Annotated in this window: 17 protein-coding genes; 11 read left to right on the plus strand and 6 right to left on the minus strand. The window is 49.9% G+C overall.

Annotation, left to right across the window (positions count from 1 at the left end; translation table 11 throughout):
* Positions 1 to 83 precede the first annotated feature (83 nt).
* The 4 genes from Q4Q52_RS02540 to arfB all read right to left on the minus strand — a co-directional run bounded on the left by Q4Q52_RS02540 (position 84) and on the right by arfB (position 2,408).
* Positions 84 to 761, minus strand: coding sequence for an SDR family NAD(P)-dependent oxidoreductase (locus tag Q4Q52_RS02540; RefSeq protein ID WP_311989764.1), 678 nt, complete (start codon positions 759 to 761; stop codon positions 84 to 86).
* Between the two features lie 81 nt (positions 762 to 842).
* Positions 843 to 1,292, minus strand: a complete 450-nt coding sequence (accB, locus tag Q4Q52_RS02545; protein ID WP_311989765.1) for an acetyl-CoA carboxylase biotin carboxyl carrier protein — start codon at positions 1,290 to 1,292, stop codon at positions 843 to 845.
* Positions 1,293 to 1,327: 35 nt separating this feature from the next.
* Entirely contained in the window at positions 1,328 to 1,768 is a 441-nt protein-coding gene (aroQ, locus tag Q4Q52_RS02550) for a type II 3-dehydroquinate dehydratase (RefSeq protein WP_011845669.1), read from the minus strand.
* A 208-nt stretch (positions 1,769 to 1,976) separates the two neighbouring features.
* Entirely contained in the window at positions 1,977 to 2,408 is a 432-nt protein-coding gene (gene arfB / locus Q4Q52_RS02555) for an alternative ribosome rescue aminoacyl-tRNA hydrolase ArfB (protein ID WP_220591225.1), read from the minus strand.
* 136 nt (positions 2,409 to 2,544) lie between these two features.
* Here arfB and Q4Q52_RS02560 point away from each other — a divergent pair, with 136 nt between their 5' ends.
* The 7 genes from Q4Q52_RS02560 to Q4Q52_RS02590 all read left to right on the plus strand — a co-directional run bounded on the left by Q4Q52_RS02560 (position 2,545) and on the right by Q4Q52_RS02590 (position 10,680).
* Positions 2,545 to 2,910: an STAS/SEC14 domain-containing protein gene (locus Q4Q52_RS02560; RefSeq protein ID WP_011845671.1), complete on the plus strand. Its 366-nt coding sequence runs from the start codon at positions 2,545 to 2,547 to the stop codon at positions 2,908 to 2,910.
* A 36-nt stretch (positions 2,911 to 2,946) separates the two neighbouring features.
* A complete protein-coding gene (locus Q4Q52_RS02565; RefSeq protein ID WP_311989766.1) occupies positions 2,947 to 3,156 on the plus strand; it encodes a DUF3012 domain-containing protein in 210 nt (69 codons plus the stop codon).
* Positions 3,157 to 3,379: 223 nt separating this feature from the next.
* The gene (locus tag Q4Q52_RS02570) at positions 3,380 to 3,832 is read left to right on the plus strand and encodes a hypothetical protein (RefSeq protein WP_311989900.1); all 453 of its coding nucleotides are present in this window, start codon (positions 3,380 to 3,382) and stop codon (positions 3,830 to 3,832) included.
* Between the two features lie 368 nt (positions 3,833 to 4,200).
* On the plus strand, positions 4,201 to 5,673 hold the full coding sequence (locus Q4Q52_RS02575; RefSeq protein ID WP_311989767.1) for a TolC family protein: 1,473 nt from the start codon (positions 4,201 to 4,203) through the stop codon (positions 5,671 to 5,673).
* Positions 5,674 to 5,683: 10 nt separating this feature from the next.
* Positions 5,684 to 6,949, plus strand: coding sequence for an efflux RND transporter periplasmic adaptor subunit (locus Q4Q52_RS02580; protein ID WP_311989768.1), 1,266 nt, complete (start codon positions 5,684 to 5,686; stop codon positions 6,947 to 6,949).
* Between the two features lie 29 nt (positions 6,950 to 6,978).
* Entirely contained in the window at positions 6,979 to 10,185 is a 3,207-nt protein-coding gene (locus Q4Q52_RS02585) for a CusA/CzcA family heavy metal efflux RND transporter (protein ID WP_311989769.1), read from the plus strand.
* A gap of 171 nt (positions 10,186 to 10,356) precedes the next feature.
* Positions 10,357 to 10,680, plus strand: coding sequence for an antibiotic biosynthesis monooxygenase (locus Q4Q52_RS02590; RefSeq protein WP_311989770.1), 324 nt, complete (start codon positions 10,357 to 10,359; stop codon positions 10,678 to 10,680).
* A gap of 92 nt (positions 10,681 to 10,772) precedes the next feature.
* On the opposite strand, the gene mscL is transcribed toward Q4Q52_RS02590, so the two are convergent.
* Both mscL and Q4Q52_RS02600 read right to left on the minus strand, forming a co-directional pair.
* Entirely contained in the window at positions 10,773 to 11,183 is a 411-nt protein-coding gene (gene mscL, locus Q4Q52_RS02595) for a large-conductance mechanosensitive channel protein MscL (RefSeq protein ID WP_006084265.1), read from the minus strand.
* 217 nt (positions 11,184 to 11,400) lie between these two features.
* Positions 11,401 to 12,345, minus strand: a complete 945-nt coding sequence (locus Q4Q52_RS02600; protein WP_006084264.1) for a LysR family transcriptional regulator — start codon at positions 12,343 to 12,345, stop codon at positions 11,401 to 11,403.
* A gap of 94 nt (positions 12,346 to 12,439) precedes the next feature.
* Here Q4Q52_RS02600 and Q4Q52_RS02605 point away from each other — a divergent pair, with 94 nt between their 5' ends.
* The 4 genes from Q4Q52_RS02605 (at position 12,440) to Q4Q52_RS02620 (ending at position 16,173) form a co-directional block, all read left to right on the plus strand.
* Positions 12,440 to 13,498, plus strand: coding sequence for an HlyD family secretion protein (locus Q4Q52_RS02605; RefSeq protein WP_311989771.1), 1,059 nt, complete (start codon positions 12,440 to 12,442; stop codon positions 13,496 to 13,498).
* Position 13,499: 1 nt separating this feature from the next.
* Complete coding sequence (locus tag Q4Q52_RS02610; RefSeq protein ID WP_311989772.1) at positions 13,500 to 15,128, plus strand: DHA2 family efflux MFS transporter permease subunit; 1,629 nt, start codon at positions 13,500 to 13,502, stop codon at positions 15,126 to 15,128.
* A 163-nt stretch (positions 15,129 to 15,291) separates the two neighbouring features.
* Positions 15,292 to 15,747, plus strand: a complete 456-nt coding sequence (locus Q4Q52_RS02615) for a GNAT family N-acetyltransferase (protein WP_071940051.1) — start codon at positions 15,292 to 15,294, stop codon at positions 15,745 to 15,747.
* Positions 15,748 to 15,846: 99 nt separating this feature from the next.
* Complete coding sequence (locus tag Q4Q52_RS02620; protein ID WP_006084260.1) at positions 15,847 to 16,173, plus strand: putative quinol monooxygenase; 327 nt, start codon at positions 15,847 to 15,849, stop codon at positions 16,171 to 16,173.
* The last annotated feature ends 2 nt before the right edge of the window (positions 16,174 to 16,175 follow it).

Below are 16,175 nucleotides of genomic sequence, written 5' to 3' on the forward strand. Positions count from 1 at the left end.
GGAACACTCAGGTTCGAGGTGCTGCTATCCTGCTTCTCGAACCTGTTTTGTGCGTAATCTGCCAACCTCAGTTTCGGCTAGGGCTAGGCTCTTTGTATGGTGATATCGGCGATATAACCATGCTCTGTGGCAACTAAGGCTTGCTTGAGCATGCCAGCCGCTTCATCGGCGGACATAAAACTTGAGGTATCTAATGCTTTACCGCTACTTGGCCAAAAGCCTGTGTCCATGCCGCCGGGATACACGGCAATCAACTTCATTGGGCTTTGTTTAAGCTCTAATCGCACCGACTCGATAAATCCCCGCACCGCCCATTTTGCCGCGCAGTAAGTGGATTCTCCCGCCTTGGCGGCAAGCGCTGCGGTGGACATGACCACAACCACAGTGACCGTTTGATCTTTATAGCGTTTGACTAATTCCCGCACCAACAAAATCGTCGAGGTGACATTGTTATTGAGCAGGCTGTGGATATCGCTCGCCCCTTGGGTTTCAATCGCCCCAAAGTAGCCGCTGCCCGCACAGTGGATCACGGTTTTAGGGGCTTGCGTCAGGCCATAGAACAGGGCTTCGAGACTCGATTCACTGGCGAGATCGGCGGTGATCGCGGCGATAGGCTTGTTGGAGAAGGGCGTTAATGCATTGGCGACGGTTTGTAGACGCTCGGCATTGCGGCCTGTGAGTGTTAGCGGTTCATTTTCTTTGGCGTAGAGCGATGCTAGCGCCGCGCCTAAACCACTGCTGGCGCCGGTAATTAATATCATAGTGACCTCGGTTAATGCTGCCTTTGCTTGAAAACCGCAGCTTAAACTCAAGTGCGCTTCAATTCATGATAAGGCGAGCGGTTAGATTAAGGTAAATAGCGGTTGATCGAATGCCACTTCATCGCCGTCTTTGGCCCAAATAGCGCTGACCACGCCATCGCGCTCGGCTTGGATGGGATTCATCATTCTCATCGCTTCGATAATGCAGACAACTTCACCTTGGCTCACCTTTTGGCCGACTTTAACTAGCGGCACCTCATCGAGTTCTGCCGCCGCGTAAAAAGTGCCGACCATAGGCGAGACTTGCACAAAACCTTCCATACTTGGCGAAACGGCGGTTTGCTTTGCCTGTGTATGTAAAGGTGCCACGCTTGCTGTGGCTGGCGTTTGCGATGACTGCATATTGGCTGGCATAGGGCTGTAGCGGGTGATGCGAATTGATTCTTCACCTTCGGTGATCGCCAGTTCTGCTATGTCAGATTCTTGCACTAACTCAATGAGTTTTTTAATTTTACGAAGATCCATTGCCATTTATCTGCCCTTGCAAAACACGCTATTGAATGGGATTACTGTGGCTGGTTGAGCCGCTTAATGGCCGCTGCCAGTGCAAACTCATAACCCTGAGAACCGAAACCGCAAATCACGCCTATCGCCTTATCGGAAAAATAGGAATGGTGACGGAAGGCTTCACGGGCGTGCACATTGGATAAATGCACTTCAAAGAACGGAATCGCGACGCCAAGCAAGGCATCACGCAGGGCAACGCTAGTATGGGTAAAGGCGGCGGGGTTGATAATGATCATCTGTGCATCGGTCGCATGAATCGCGTTGATCAACTCAAACTCGGCGTTCGACTGAATATGCTCAAGCTCAACTTCCGCCAACTTTGCCTGCTGTTTTAACTCCGCCACTATGTCGGCCAAGGTTTGATGACCATAAACGCTGGGCTCGCGGCGACCTAAGAGGTTGAGATTGGGGCCATTGACGAGCAAAATTTTGTGACTCATTGCGCTTTCCTTTACGACATGCCTTGGAATTAAAGCTGGGAGGCATTTTTAGTTTTGTAGATAGGTCACTAACTTAACCTGTTCAAATTGATTTTGCATTATCCGTTAGTCGATTGTGTGCGAGCTGAACATGTGCGAGCCGACTATTACCATTGAAATCCAGCGCCATTGTCGGCCAGTTTCAACTGCGGCCTAATGCTGATTAACGCTAATAATCAGTCTTTTGCTGACGCATGGCTTTAGTGGCGCCTTTTTGTTTCTTGGACTCTAATCGCCGCGTTTGGCTGCCTTTGGTGGCGCGGGTAGGAATGCGTTTTTTCTGCACTTCACCGACACTGGCGACTAAGGCGATAAATTGCTCCAACGCCGTTTGGCGGTTGGCATCTTGGCTGCGGCTCGCTTGGCATTTAATGATGATTTTGCCGCTTTTAGTGATGCGGTGATCGGCCTTGTTGAGCAAGCGTTCTTGGTAATACTCGGGTAATGATGAGCTTTTAATATCGAAAATTAGCTGCGCAGCGGTGGACACTTTATTTAAGTGCTGACCGCCTGCGCCACTCGAACGGATAAATTGCCACTCGATTTCATTTTCCTGAAGTTCCACACGGTTTGAGATTTTTATCATGGCAAACTTAGGCATTTTTCAGCATGGATTGAGAAGCCATCAATAATCACTTATGGCTTTTCAATAGATTTGTTATCATCGGGCGCATTCTTTGCCACTGCATTGGTCAAGGCCATTGCTTGCAAAAGTGTTCTCGATTCGGAGTGCCTCTATGTTATGCCAAATCCCCGATATTGCTAAGGGTGTTATCAGTCTTTTTGCCAGTGGCCGACTATCCTCCACCGATTATCGGACCCGTTTACAGCCAGCGATTAAGAGTTATCGTAAGGATTGGGGTCAAGTTTGCCTGTATATTGAGGCGGACGTGTTACTCGAAGGCTGGGAATTTGAGTCACTCACCGGCAGTGGTGAAGTCCAATTACCTAATTTTGAAGCCTTAGTTTTTGTGGGCGGCCCTGATTGGGTGGGAAATGCGGTGCGTTTACTCGGGCCTTTTATGCAGGGCGAAGTGGCATGGTTTCCCCTAGAACAGAAAACCAAAGCGATTGCTTGGATCACTAAGCGTTCGAATATCTAATGGTCTTGTGTAGACCGTATTTACAAGGAATGAAGTATGTCTTTATTTAAATCGCGCGCTTTTTCTAAGCAAAATGTTTCAAAAATCAGTGCCATTGCGTTGGTGCTAGCGTTTACCGCTGGATTGAGTGCCTGCTCGCCAGAAGTCGGTAGTGATGCTTGGTGCAAGCAGATGAAAGATAAGCCGTCTGGCGATTGGACTGCTAATGAAGCCGCCGATTACGCTAAGCACTGCGTATTTAAATAAGTGATGCGTGTTTAAATAAGCACTGAGTATTTTAGTCAGCGTTAGCCTTTAGAGATCACAGCTTGAAAGACTTTGCTTGCGAGCTGTGAACTTATGTTTATCATACGGGTCAGATGTTCCGTTATCCGTTATCCGTTATCCGTTATCCGTTATCCGTTATCCGTTATCCGTTATTTGCTATAGGTGATATTTGAATTCTACCGCTAAGCCATTTTTTACTCGAATGGTGACCTTACTGATAGCCATTATCGTGCTGCAATTTGCTGGCGCGAATTTGGGGGCGCATCAGTTACATGCGGGCAATGGCGCGGAAGAAGCCGATAATCATCCCCATCTGCAATTTAGCGCCCAAGTGACCACTTTGGCCCAATGTGTCGATTGCGTTTGTCCAAGCGAGCAAGCCCTAGGTTTTGCTGATATTGATGCCAGTAGTGATGTGTTAAGCAATAACTTGGGCGAAAATCATGCCAGCGAATTGCATTCCCACTTAGTGAAAACCACAGAATTACAGGATTTTGACCTGTGCCTCGATTGCCAATGCCATGGCGGTCATGTGGCGCTGTTATCTCCTGGGCTAAGCCAACCTGTGCAAGCCTTAGAAAGCGTTTTCCTCGCAGCTAATTTAGCCTATTTCCCGCCTGATAATTTACCTAAGTACCGTCCTCCAATCGCTTAATCCCCCACTATCCAGCTTATTCCTCGGTCTAAGGATCTTGATTCATTCTATTGAATCTCAATCTATTTCGCCGCGCGATAAGCCATGTATTTTCATCCCCAAAAATGCGCGTTAACTGATGCTCGGCAGCCTTGGTTGTTGTATCAGCCATTGGCCTTTAGCCATGCGGTGTGTTGGTTATGCATAGCTTAAGTTACGCATAGTTTTAGCTATGCTTACTTGGCGGGATGATTCGAACGGCGCTTATTTGCCATGCCCAAACGATAGGATTGCTTTGCATTGAGCTATTTCACATGAAGCTCGAATCTAGCAGTCACGCTTTGGGCGCAAAGTCAGCCGATCCACATTCGATATTGTTAGGATTTGCGATGAACAAAACGACTCTCGCCCGTACCTTGGCTTGCCTGTTTCGATCGGGCTTGTTGAGCTGCGGATTAGTATTGGCCGCCGGATTGTTAGCCTTTGCCCTCGCGGCAGAAAATGACACTCTTGAAGTCTTTCTTGAAACCAATCCCTTGGAAACCAAAGCCATTGAAACCCAAGCCCCTGAAGCCGAGGTGTTTAAGGCTAAATCACTGGGTTTGCCCGCCAAAGAAACCGACACGCCATATGTCGCTTTAGGCCAATGGTTGCCCGAGTTACTCACACAGTTCAATCAGTTACCTGAAGTTCAGGCTCAGCTTGTAAAGCAGCAACAGGCCAAACTGGCCATTCAGGCGGCAGATCGCGCTGTGTATAACCCAGAACTTGGGCTTAATTATCAAAATGCTGATACAGATGCTTATAGCTTAGGGCTGAGTCAAACCCTCGATTGGGGCGACAAGCGCGGCGTGGCGACACAGCGTGCCGAGCTTGAAGCGCAAATCCTGTTAGCAGACATAGGGTTAGAGCGTAGCCAAATGTTGGCCGAACGCTTACTGGCGTTGGCAGAACAGGCGCAAAGCCGTAAGGCGCTGACCTTTGCCGAGCAGCAATTAAGGTTCACCAAGGCGCAGCTCAATATTGCTGAGCAGCGATTGGCGGCGGGGGATTTATCCAATGTCGAGCTGCAATTGATACAACTCGAAGTCGCCTCTAATACTGCCGACTACGCCTTAGCCGAGCAGGGGGCCTTAGTGGCCGATGGCAAAGTAATTGAATTACTTGGGGATAATAATTTCGCTTTTAGTGAATTTATCAAGGAGATCGGTTTCTTTGTGACTCAGGCTAAGCAAGCACCAGCGGCCGAGTTGGGCACCTCTACATCAGCCTTGCCAGCCCTGGCGAGTGCTTATCAGCAAGTGCTGCTGGCGCGAGTCAATGCCATGCAAGTCAAGGCCGATACGTCAGCAGACCCGACCATTAGTCTAGCCGCCGAAAAGGAAGGTACGGACAATAAACTTGGGGTTGGTGTGTCGATTCCTCTGCAAGTTCGCAATAACTACAGTGAGTTACAAGCCGTAGCCGATAAGGGCATCGCGATCGCGGAGCAAGGCTATCTTGCCCGTGAGCGAGTGCTTACCGCTAAGCAGAAACAATTCCTCTATGCGTTACCGCGTTTACTTGAACGTTACCAAGACTGGCGTGAGTTAGTGCAAGTGTCAGGTGCTAAAGCCGCTAAATCCTTAAGCCAACAATGGCAGGCGGGGGATGTGAGTACTAGCGAGTACTTACAGAGTCGTCGTCAGTTAGCCGCCAGTTATTTGGTGGGCTTAAACCTAGAAACGGCTATCTATCAAAGTTGGTTAACTTGGATGGGCGAAAGCGGCCAGCTTATGCCTTTTTTGGATGGTAGCGCTGAACAGATCAGCCAAGCACCTTCGCACATGCCCAATGCCGCCGCGCGCTCAGTAAACCCATGAGGTCATAATAATGAATTTGAATACTCACTACGAAAATGTTCTTCAACTGGATGCTGTAACAACGCCTGAAAAGCGTCGGTTTAACCTATCAAAAATCGCGCTCGCATTATTCGTGCTGAGCACGTTGGTATTTAGCGCTCAGCCTGTATTGGCTGGCGGTGATCACGCACCCGCGGCTAAGGAAAGCAGTGATTCGGTAACGCAAACGGCGCCGACGGATGAACACGGCGAACAGGCGCTGAAATTGACCGAAACGCAGCAAGACTTGGCAGGGATTAGCTTATTACCTTTGTCGAGCGATAGCTTGAATATCACCAATTTGAATTTGGATATCAGGGCGACGGCGACCTTAGTGGTGGATCGCGATCGCACCGCGACCCTTGCGCCGCAGCTCGATGTGCGAGTGTTGGCGCGCCACGTAGTGCCGGGACAAGAAGTCAAAAAAGGTGAGCCTTTACTGACCTTGGGCGGCGCAGCCGTTGCGCAGGCGCAGGCGGACTACATCAATGCTGCAGCTGAATGGAGCCGAGTTAAACGCATGAGCGAAGGCGCTGTGAGTGTCAGCCGCCGTATGCAGGCGCAGGTGGATGCCGAACTTAAACGGGCAATTTTAGAGGCGATTAAGATGACGCCCGCGCAAATTCGCGCTCTGGAATCGACGCCCGAAGCCATCGGCAGTTATCAACTTTTAGCGCCGATTGACGGACGAGTGCAGCAAGATATCGCCATGTTAGGCCAAGTATTTAGTGCGGGCACGCCGTTAATGCAGCTGACCGACGAGTCCTATCTGTGGGTTGAGGCGCAGTTAACGCCCACCCAAACCGCGCATATCACTGTCGGCAGTGCGGCCTTAGTGCAAGTGGGGGATAAAACGCTGGCGGGCAAGATTATAGGCCGCTCCCATGAACTCGATAGCGTGACGCGCACCGAGCAAGTGCTGGTGAGTATGCCCAATCCTGATCATGTGCTGCATGCGGGGCAATTTGCTGAACTCTACTTTGCTGGCTCTACTACCGATCCAAACGGCAGTGGCATAGTGCTGCCCGATGCGGCGTTGACCCGTGGTGGCGATGGCGATTGGCAGATTTTTATTCAAGATGAGGATGGCTTCGAGTCCATTGAGGTAGAAGTGGTGCAGCGTCAACGTGGTCTGAGTCTAGTGCGTGGACCTGAGCTTGAAAAAGCCCAACAGGCACAGCTCAAGGTTGTGGTGGCTGGCGCGTTCTTCTTGGCATCCGAGCAGGCGAAAGCGGGCTTTGATATTCACGCCCACTAATATGAGCGCCCTCATTTTGGAGATTTTCTATGTTGCAAAAGTTAATCGAAGCCGCGATTAAAAATCGGCTGTTAGTGGTATTGGCTCTGCTCGCCGTGATTGTGGGCTGTGTGGCCATGTTGCCTAAGTTGAATCTCGATGCCTTTCCTGATGTGACGAACGTGCAAGTGACCATCAATACTGCGGCCGAAGGCTTAGCCGCTGAAGAGGTGGAAAAACTTATCAGTTATCCGGTGGAATCGGCCATGTACGCCTTGCCCGCCGTGACTGAGGTGCGCTCGTTATCGCGTACTGGTTTGTCGATTGTGACTGTGGTATTTGCCGAGGGGACGGATATTTACTTCGCTCGTCAGCAAGTGTTTGAACAGTTGCAGGCGGCGCGGGAGATGATCCCAAGCGGTGTCGGAGTGCCGGAAATCGGCCCCAATACCTCGGGATTAGGGCAGATTTATCAGTATATTCTGCGCGCAGAACCTAACTCTGGCATTAATGCCGCCGAGCTGCGTAGCTTAAATGATTATCTGGTGAAGTTGATATTGATGCCAGTGGGCGGCGTGACTGAAGTCTTGTCTTTTGGTGGCGATGTGCGCCAATACCAAGTGCAGGTCGATCCGAATAAATTACGTGCCTATGGCTTGTCGATGGCGCAAGTCACCGAGGCATTAGAGAGCAATAACCGCAACGCTGGCGGTTGGTTTATGGACCAAGGCCAAGAGCAACTTGTGGTACGCGGCTACGGCATGTTGCCCGCAGGAGAACAAGGCTTAGCGGCGATCGCACAGATCCCGCTTACGGAGGATAAAGGCACGCCCGTGCGGGTGGGCGATATCGCTCAGGTGAATTTTGGCAGTGAAATCCGTGTCGGTGCTGTGACTATGACGCGCCGCGATGAAGCTGGCAACGTACAAAATCTCGGCGAAGTGGTGGCGGGGGTCGTGCTTAAACGCATGGGCGCCAACACCAAAGCGACTATCGATGATATTGGCGCGCGGGTGAGTCTTATCGAGCAGGCCTTGCCCGATGGCGTGTCTTTTGAAGTGTTTTACGATCAAGCCGAACTGGTCGATAAGGCCGTGACCACAGTGCGCGATGCGTTGCTAATGGCCTTTGTGTTTATCGTGGTGATCTTGGCGCTGTTCCTCGTCAATATCCGTGCGACCTTGCTGGTGCTCTTGTCTATTCCTGTGTCTATCGGGCTCGCGCTCATGGTGATGTCCTACTATGGATTGTCGGCAAACCTGATGTCGCTGGGTGGTCTAGCCGTGGCGATTGGTATGTTAGTCGATGGCTCCGTGGTGATGGTAGAGAACATTTTCAAACACTTAACTCAGCCGGATCGTCGACATTTGCTGGAGGCGAGAACGCGCGCCGATGGTGAGGCAGACCCATATCATAGCGATGAGGACGGTGGTCAGCAGGCCAATATGGCTGTGCGCATCATGCTCGCGGCTAAAGAGGTGTGTAGTCCAATCTTCTTCGCGACCGCCATTATCATAGTGGTGTTTGCGCCGCTATTTGCGCTGGAAGGGGTTGAGGGCAAGCTGTTCCAGCCGATGGCGGTCAGTATCATTCTGGCAATGATATCAGCGCTGCTGGTGGCCTTGATTGCCGTGCCAGCCCTTGCTGTGTATCTGTTCAAGCGCGGTGTGGTACTCAAACAAAGCGTGGTCTTAGCGCCGCTGGATGCGGCTTATCGCAAGCTACTGACGGCAACGCTTGCTAGGCCAAAGGTAGTGATGCTCAGTGCCTTATTGATGTTTGCTTTGAGCCTCTTATTGCTACCAAGGCTGGGTACCGAATTTGTGCCTGAGCTGGAGGAAGGCACGATTAACCTCAGGGTCACGCTGGCGCCAACCGCGAGTTTAGGCACGTCTTTGGCGGTCGCGCCCAAGCTTGAAGCTATCTTGCTGGAGTTTCCCGAGGTGGAATATGCCCTGAGCCGCATTGGTGCGCCTGAGCTTGGTGGCGATCCTGAGCCTGTGAGTAATATCGAGGTTTATATTGGGCTTAAGCCAATATCTGAATGGCAATCGGCAAGCTCGCGCTTAGAGCTGCAACGCCTGATGGAGGAAAAACTCAGTGTGTTCCCCGGACTCTTGCTGACTTTCTCGCAGCCGATTGCGACTCGGGTGGATGAATTGCTCTCTGGGGTAAAAGCTCAGTTAGCGATCAAAATCTTCGGTCCAGATTTAGCGGTATTGTCGGAGAAAGGCCAAGCGCTCACCGATCTTGTCGCGAAAATCCCCGGTGCCGTGGATGTGTCATTAGAGCAAGTGAGCGGCGAGGCGCAATTGGTTGTGCGGCCAAAACGCGAGTTATTGGCGCGCTACGGCATTAGTGTCGATCAAGTGATGAGCCTTGTCAGCCAAGGCATTGGCGGCGCGAGTGCAGGGCAAGTAATCGATGGCAATGCCAGATACGACATCAATGTGCGCCTCGCGGCCGAGTTTCGCCAAAGCCCTGATGCGATTAAAGACTTATTACTTAGTGGCACAAATGGCGCCACTGTGCGCTTAGGGGAAGTCGCCAGCGTTGAAGTGGAAATGGCGCCGCCGAATATTCGCCGTGACGATGTGCAGCGCCGAGTGGTAGTACAGGCCAACGTGGCGGGGCGCGATATGGGCTCGGTTGTAAAAGACATTTATGCTTTAGTGCCACAGGCCGATTTACCCGCGGGATATACAGTGATCATTGGCGGACAATATGAGAATCAGCAGCGAGCGCAGCAAAAGCTGATGCTAGTGGTGCCGATTTCTATCGCCTTGATTGCCTTGCTGTTGTACTTCTCCTTTGGTTCATTCAAGCAAGTGCTGCTTATCATGGCGAACGTGCCCTTAGCCTTGATTGGCGGCATAGTGGCTCTGTATGTCAGTGGTACTTATTTATCTGTGCCTAGCTCTATTGGCTTTATCACGCTATTTGGGGTGGCGGTGCTCAACGGCGTGGTGCTGGTGGATTCGATTAATCAGCGCAGGCAAAGCGGCGAAGCACTCTATGATTGTGTTTATGAGGGCACGGTTGGGCGTTTACGGCCGGTATTGATGACGGCACTGACCTCGGCCTTAGGCTTGATCCCGATTTTATTATCATCGGGGGTTGGCAGTGAGATCCAAAAGCCGCTGGCAGTGGTGATTATCGGTGGTTTGTTTAGCTCGACGGCGTTGACTTTGCTGGTGTTGCCGACCTTGTATCGCTGGTTATACCGACACGATAAACGTATTGATGAGCTCGGGTAATCACAAGTAAGCCGTCATCGTGGGCAATAACTTGTTATGTTTCGGGTTATTACCCACATTGTCGAAAGAGTTATCACATTGACTAAAAGTCTAAAAATCAGCGAGCTATCGCGCCCTGGTTGGGCTAATCTTAAAGTCGACATTTAAGGACGTTAATTTCTGGAGAGCGTTATGATCGCGGTAATTTTTGAAGTCATTCCAACCAAAGAAGGGAAGGAAGAGTATCTGCATGTGGCGACTGAAATGCGCCAGTATTTAGAAGGGCGTAAGGGATTAATTTCGATCGAACGCTTTCAGAGTTTAACCGACGATGGCAAAGTGCTGAGCCTGTCGTTTTGGGAAGACCAAGCTTCTATCACCCAATGGCGCAATCAGATGGCCCACAGCATTGCTGAGCAAACGGGCATAGTGCCGTGTTTGTTTAACTCTTATCGCATTCGAGTGGCTGAAGTGGTGCAAGATTACAGTGAAACTGTGCACATTGAAGCTGAGTAATCGCTTATCTGGTTGATGTGAAACATCGCCGATATAAAAACAAAACCCATCGAGTTCGATGGGTTTTTTATGATCTGCGCTTTAGATTAGGCTTATTTTTCTTGCTGAGCTTTCAGTAGATCGCGGATCTCAGACAGCAGTTCTTGATCTTTAGTCGGTGCAGCGGGTGCTTTAGGCGCGACTTCTTCTTTGCGCTTTAAGCGATTGATTGCTTTGACGCCCATAAAAATAGCGAAGGCGATAATCGTAAAGTCGATAATGGTTTGAATGAATTTACCATAAGCAATCACCACAGAAGGCGCATCGCCTTGAGCAGCCTGCAGCACTATGCTCAAATCACTAAAATTCACTCCGCCTAAGATGATACCAATCGGTGGCATTATGATATCGGCCACGAAGGACGAGACAATCTTGCCGAATGCGGCACCTATGATGATACCAACGGCCATGTCGATCACATTGCCACGGGACGCAAAAGCCTTGAACTCTTTAATTAAGCTCATTAGGTTTCCTCCAAAATTGAGATTAAATGTTAAATTTTATTATGCAAACTGTATCAGGAAAACCTAAGGTCTTTTGCTGCCTGTTACCTTACCAAGCTTATAGAGGCTTAAGGATTAAGGCAATTATGACATAGCGGATTTATCCTTATGGCAGCGATTTAAGCTTTACAAAGTTATAGTTGTTACTGTTTTGATCGCTTTATTTGTTCGATTTTGTTTATTCGCCCTGATCGGCTTGGCCGATAAAATCGGGCACTTCCAATACTTGCGATCCCCAACGTTTAAATAATGCGGAATAGATGAACTCGATAAAGACGCGATATTTTCGGGGTAAGTAGGCCCGCTGTGGATAACTGAGCACGACCTTAGTTTGGACCATTGGATAGTCATCAAGCAGCGGGATTAAGTAGCCTTTTTCTAATGCTACTTGGGCAATGATGGAGGGCACCGCTGTGATCCCAAGCCCTGCAATGGCGGCCTCGCGGGCTAAAGTGACATTGTTTACTGTCAATTGAGTCATGGGCTCGGCGACAATCCAAGTTTTTCCATCGAATAACTTCCATGCTCCTTCAATATGCGCCGACTGTAAGCGGATCGCTTTATGTTTGGCTAAATCCTGTGGCACTTTTGGGGTGCCGTGCTCGGCCAAATAAGCAGGGCTTGCCATTAACGATTTATGGGCGTTGACTAAGGCATAGCTTTGCAAGCGAGTGTCGCCAGAATCTGCAATTTGAAATAACAGATCGATACCTTCTTCTATGACATCAACCTTACGATTGGTGAGTTCGGCCTCTATGGTGATATCGGGGTAAAGCGTTAAAAACTGCGCGAAAATAGGCCCTAAAAACAACTGGCCTAATTCAATCGGGCAGACAATTTTTAGATTGCCTTTGATCAATTGCTGTTGGGCGCTGAGCTGATTTTCGGCGCTCTGTAGATCGGTGAGGATCTTATTGATCCTGTTGTAATAACTCGATCCCGCTTCGGTGAGTTTTAGGGCTCTGGTGGTGCGAAATAACAGTTGTGTGCCGGTATCGGCTTCGAGTTCGGCTATCTTGCGACTGACGGTTGCCTTAGTGATCCCAAGGGCTTTGGCGGCACCCGTAAAGCTGCCTTGCTCGACCACTTGAGCGAAAATTTGCACGCGATTGAGATCCATCATTGTTACACCTGTGAAACAGTGGGTTGATTTTTTACTGGCTAATAAACTTAGTGAGACAGTAGTACACTAGATATCACTAATCAAGGAGTCATTCATGTCCCAAAGTAAACTCATTATCGCCGTTCCACTGTTACTCGCTGCGGTTGCGGGAGGCGGTTATTACTGGTGGACACAGGTACGTTTTATCGAAACCACTGATAACGCTTATGTTGAGGCCGATATTTCCCATATCAGCGTTAAAGTGCCGGGCTACGTCGTGTTAAGCGATGTGACTGATAACCAGCATGTACAAAAGGGTGAGCTATTAGCTCAGCTGGAAGATAACCAATTTAGCGCCAAAGTGAGTCAAGCCGAAGCCTCACTGGCAAGTTCGAAGGCGGACTTGCAAACTTTAGCCGCTAAGGTGGAGTTGCAACGGGCGTTAATCACCCAAGCCAGTGCCGGTGTGGTGGCGGCGCAGGCCGATAACACTCGTGCGCAGCAACAATTGAGTCGCTCGAAAAAGCTTAAAGTCAGTAATTACAGCTCTCAAGATGATGTCGATCAACTGCAAGCGGGATTCGATTCTGCCGCCGCCCGCCTCGATGAAGCTAAAGCCGTGTTAGTGGCAAAGCAACGCGAGTTAGCGGTTTTTAATGCCCAATTAGATCAGGCGGGTTCTGTGGTAGAACAGGCCGATGCGACCTTAGAATTAGCGAAAATTCAATTAAATGATACCCGTGTGACCGCACCTTTTTCTGGGGTGATAGGTAAACGTGGCGCTATGGTGGGGCAGTACGTGCAGCCCGGCCAAGCACTCTACAGTTTGGTTCCGGATGGGGCTGTGTGGATCACGGCGAACTTTAAAGAGACCCAGATCCAACACATGCAACCAGGACAGTCGGTGCAGGTCAGTCTCGATGCGTTTCCCGACAAAACCTTTATAGGTGTTATCGATAGTCTGTCACCGGCGTCCGGAGCCAAATTCAGTTTACTGCCGGCGGAAAATGCTACAGGTAATTTCACTAAAATCGTCCAACGTATTCCCGTGCGTATTCGCTTAGATTTGTCTGAGGAAGAAGCACACATGCTACCGGGCTTAAGTGCGGTCGTGAAAGTGGATACGGCGTCGGGTACTGCAATATCGGCAATCGCTGCAAATACAGGTCGTTAGTATGAGCGCAACTGGCTCTATCACTGCGTCTGCCGATATGGAGGCGCAGGGCATCAGTGTCCCTAACAAGCCTACTGATTATGAGCGTGGCAGTCGCCGCTCATGGATCGCGGTATTTGGTGGGTTGATCGGCGCCTTTATGGCGATCCTCGATATCCAAATCACCAATGCATCGATGAAGGAGATTCAAGGCAGTCTTGGGGCTACGCTCGAAGAAGGCAGTTGGATTTCAACCGCGTATCTGGTGGCTGAGATGATCGCTATTCCGCTCTCTGGCTGGCTCAGTACGGGATTGTCGGTCAGGCGTTATCTGTTATGGACTACAGCAGCCTTTATCTTTGCTTCTGTGCTTTGCTCAATCGCGTGGAACTTAGAGGCCATGATCGCCTTTCGGGCGCTACAGGGTTTCTTTGGTGGTGCGCTTATTCCGCTGGCCTTTAGGTTGATCCTTGAGTTTTTACCCGATAACAAACGTGCCGTCGGCATGGCATTATTTGGCGTGACGGCGACCTTTGCGCCTTCAATCGGCCCGACCTTAGGCGGTTGGTTGACTGAGCAGTTTAGCTGGCATTATCTGTTTTATATCAATGTGCCACCGGGCTTGTTGGTGATGGCCATGTTGGCCTACGGTTTAGAAAAACAGTCGGTCGTTTGGGATAAGCTGAAGAATGTCGATCTGGCGGGCATAGTCACTATGGCGCTGGGCATGGGTTGCCTTGAAGTGGTGCTTGAAGAAGGTAACCGCAAGGATTGGTTTGGCTCGGAGCTCATTCGTAATCTGGCCATTATTGCCGTAGTCAATCTGGTGTTGTTTGTTTGGATCCAGCTAAGGCGTAAAGAACCGTTAGTGAATTTGCGCCTGCTCGGTAAGCGTGATTTTGTGCTCTCCACCGTGGCGTATTTTTTACTGGGGATGGCACTATTCGGCGCTATCTATTTGATCCCGCTTTATCTATCGCAAGTCCATGATTACACACCGTTAGAGATTGGTGGCGTGATTATGTGGATGGGATTTCCGCAGCTATTGGTATTGCCCTTAGTGCCAAAATTAATGGAGCGCTTCGATAGTCGATATCTCGCCGCCTTTGGCTTTTTAATGTTCGCTATTAGCTATTACATGAATAGCCAGATGACCGCAGATTACGCCGGACCGCAGATGATTGCCTCGCAAGTGGTGCGGGCCTTAGGTCAACCGTTTATTCTGGTGCCTATTGGTATGCTCGCGACTATGCATTTGAAACCCCATGAAAATGCCTCGGCGTCGACGGTATTAAACGTAATGCGTAACTTAGGCGGCGCCTTTGGTATTGCGCTGGTCGCTACCCTATCAGACACGCTGGCGCGCGGGCATTTGGCCCATATTAAGGAATCCTTACCCGCAGTGAGCACGCAAGCGCAGGACTATTTAGCCCAAAGCGCAAGCCTGTTGCAGGCCGGAGGTTCAGATCCCTATACCGCGGCCGCGCAGGCGAAAGCTTTGCTGGGCAAAACCATGAGTCAGCAAGCCTATATTCAGGCCTATAACGATGTGTTTTACATCATGGGCGCTCTGCTACTCATCGCTGTATTTGCCGTGCTGCTGATCCGAAAACCGACTGGGTCTGTGGCCCACGATGCCATGGTTGAGTAATAACGTTTTTCGTTATCCTGTTGTCGCCATAGATTTCCCCAGATCTATTGGTTTGCGCAACAGTTTTGCGCCTTAGTCCTCGCGGATTAAGGCGCTTTTTTATGGTCTTTATGCTGTGGTAGACTCAAAGCTCTTTTTCGATGATTTGCAGAGGGATAATCGTTTGCAGTGGCAAAATCTTACATTTAATCAATTAAATGCCAATACCCTATACGACATATTGAAGTTAAGAGTCGATGTGTTTGTGGTCGAGCAGGCCTGTGCTTATCCTGAGCTTGATGATAAAGATAGGCACCCAGAAACCCAGCATTTAATTGGCTTATCGCCAGATGGGGAACTGCTTGCCTACGCGCGTATTTTGCCGCCGGGCTTAAGTTATCCAGAGGCGAGTATCGGCCGCGTGGTGGTATCGCCTGCGGGACGGGGCAAAGGGCTAGCCATGCCTTTAATGCAGCACGCCATCGAATCGGCACTGACGACTTGGCCCGATGCGGGGATCCAAATTGGCGCCCAAGATTACCTTAAAGCCTTCTATCAAAAGCTCGGCTTTTTCGCCTGCTCTGAGATGTATTTAGAAGATGGTATTCCCCATTTAGATATGCGCTATCAATCAGCATAAGCGGCTATCAATATGAGTTATCTACATCAATTATCAACATAAGCGATCAACAAGAGCTAGGCACATATGCATTCAACATTAAGCCAATAAGGAACCGAGATGTCGACTTCAACGGACTATAAAATCAATCAACAACAAATTGCCTGCGTGGCGAGTTTTCTGGCTAAAGAGGGCAAAACCGAAGCGCTGATCGCGGCGCTCGCGAGCCTTATTCCTGACACGCGCCGCGAAGCGGGTTGTATTCGTTACGAGCTCAATGTGAGCCGTGATGAACCACGCCGTGTGACGTTTGTAGAGAAGTTTGTTGATATTGCCGCCTTCGATGAGCACTGTGCTAAAGACGCCATTCAACATTATTTCCACCAAGTGATGCCCGAATTGGTTGAGTCGTTCCATGTGGAAACCTATCACCAAATCATTGTTTAACC

Source organism: Shewanella sp. SP1S2-4 (assembly GCF_031932075.1).
GTDB classification, from domain to species: Bacteria; Pseudomonadota; Gammaproteobacteria; order Enterobacterales; family Shewanellaceae; genus Shewanella; species Shewanella baltica.

Bases quoted from the DNA above. Each gene is read 5' to 3' on its own strand.
- Q4Q52_RS02540 (WP_311989764.1), bottom strand. From the start codon at position 761: ATGATATTAATTACCGGCGCCAGCAGTGGTTTAGGCGCGGCGCTAGCA.
- accB (WP_311989765.1), bottom strand. From the start codon at position 1,292: ATGGCAATGGATCTTCGTAAAATTAAAAAACTCATTGAGTTAGTGCAA.
- aroQ (WP_011845669.1), bottom strand. From the start codon at position 1,768: ATGAGTCACAAAATTTTGCTCGTCAATGGCCCCAATCTCAACCTCTTA.
- arfB (WP_220591225.1), bottom strand. From the start codon at position 2,408: ATGCCTAAGTTTGCCATGATAAAAATCTCAAACCGTGTGGAACTTCAG.
- Q4Q52_RS02560 (WP_011845671.1), top strand. From the start codon at position 2,545: ATGTTATGCCAAATCCCCGATATTGCTAAGGGTGTTATCAGTCTTTTT.
- Q4Q52_RS02565 (WP_311989766.1), top strand. From the start codon at position 2,947: ATGTCTTTATTTAAATCGCGCGCTTTTTCTAAGCAAAATGTTTCAAAA.
- Q4Q52_RS02570 (WP_311989900.1), top strand. From the start codon at position 3,380: ATGGTGACCTTACTGATAGCCATTATCGTGCTGCAATTTGCTGGCGCG.
- Q4Q52_RS02575 (WP_311989767.1), top strand. From the start codon at position 4,201: ATGAACAAAACGACTCTCGCCCGTACCTTGGCTTGCCTGTTTCGATCG.
- Q4Q52_RS02580 (WP_311989768.1), top strand. From the start codon at position 5,684: ATGAATTTGAATACTCACTACGAAAATGTTCTTCAACTGGATGCTGTA.
- Q4Q52_RS02585 (WP_311989769.1), top strand. From the start codon at position 6,979: ATGTTGCAAAAGTTAATCGAAGCCGCGATTAAAAATCGGCTGTTAGTG.
- Q4Q52_RS02590 (WP_311989770.1), top strand. From the start codon at position 10,357: ATGATCGCGGTAATTTTTGAAGTCATTCCAACCAAAGAAGGGAAGGAA.
- mscL (WP_006084265.1), bottom strand. From the start codon at position 11,183: ATGAGCTTAATTAAAGAGTTCAAGGCTTTTGCGTCCCGTGGCAATGTG.
- Q4Q52_RS02600 (WP_006084264.1), bottom strand. From the start codon at position 12,345: ATGATGGATCTCAATCGCGTGCAAATTTTCGCTCAAGTGGTCGAGCAA.
- Q4Q52_RS02605 (WP_311989771.1), top strand. From the start codon at position 12,440: ATGTCCCAAAGTAAACTCATTATCGCCGTTCCACTGTTACTCGCTGCG.
- Q4Q52_RS02610 (WP_311989772.1), top strand. From the start codon at position 13,500: ATGAGCGCAACTGGCTCTATCACTGCGTCTGCCGATATGGAGGCGCAG.
- Q4Q52_RS02620 (WP_006084260.1), top strand. From the start codon at position 15,847: ATGTCGACTTCAACGGACTATAAAATCAATCAACAACAAATTGCCTGC.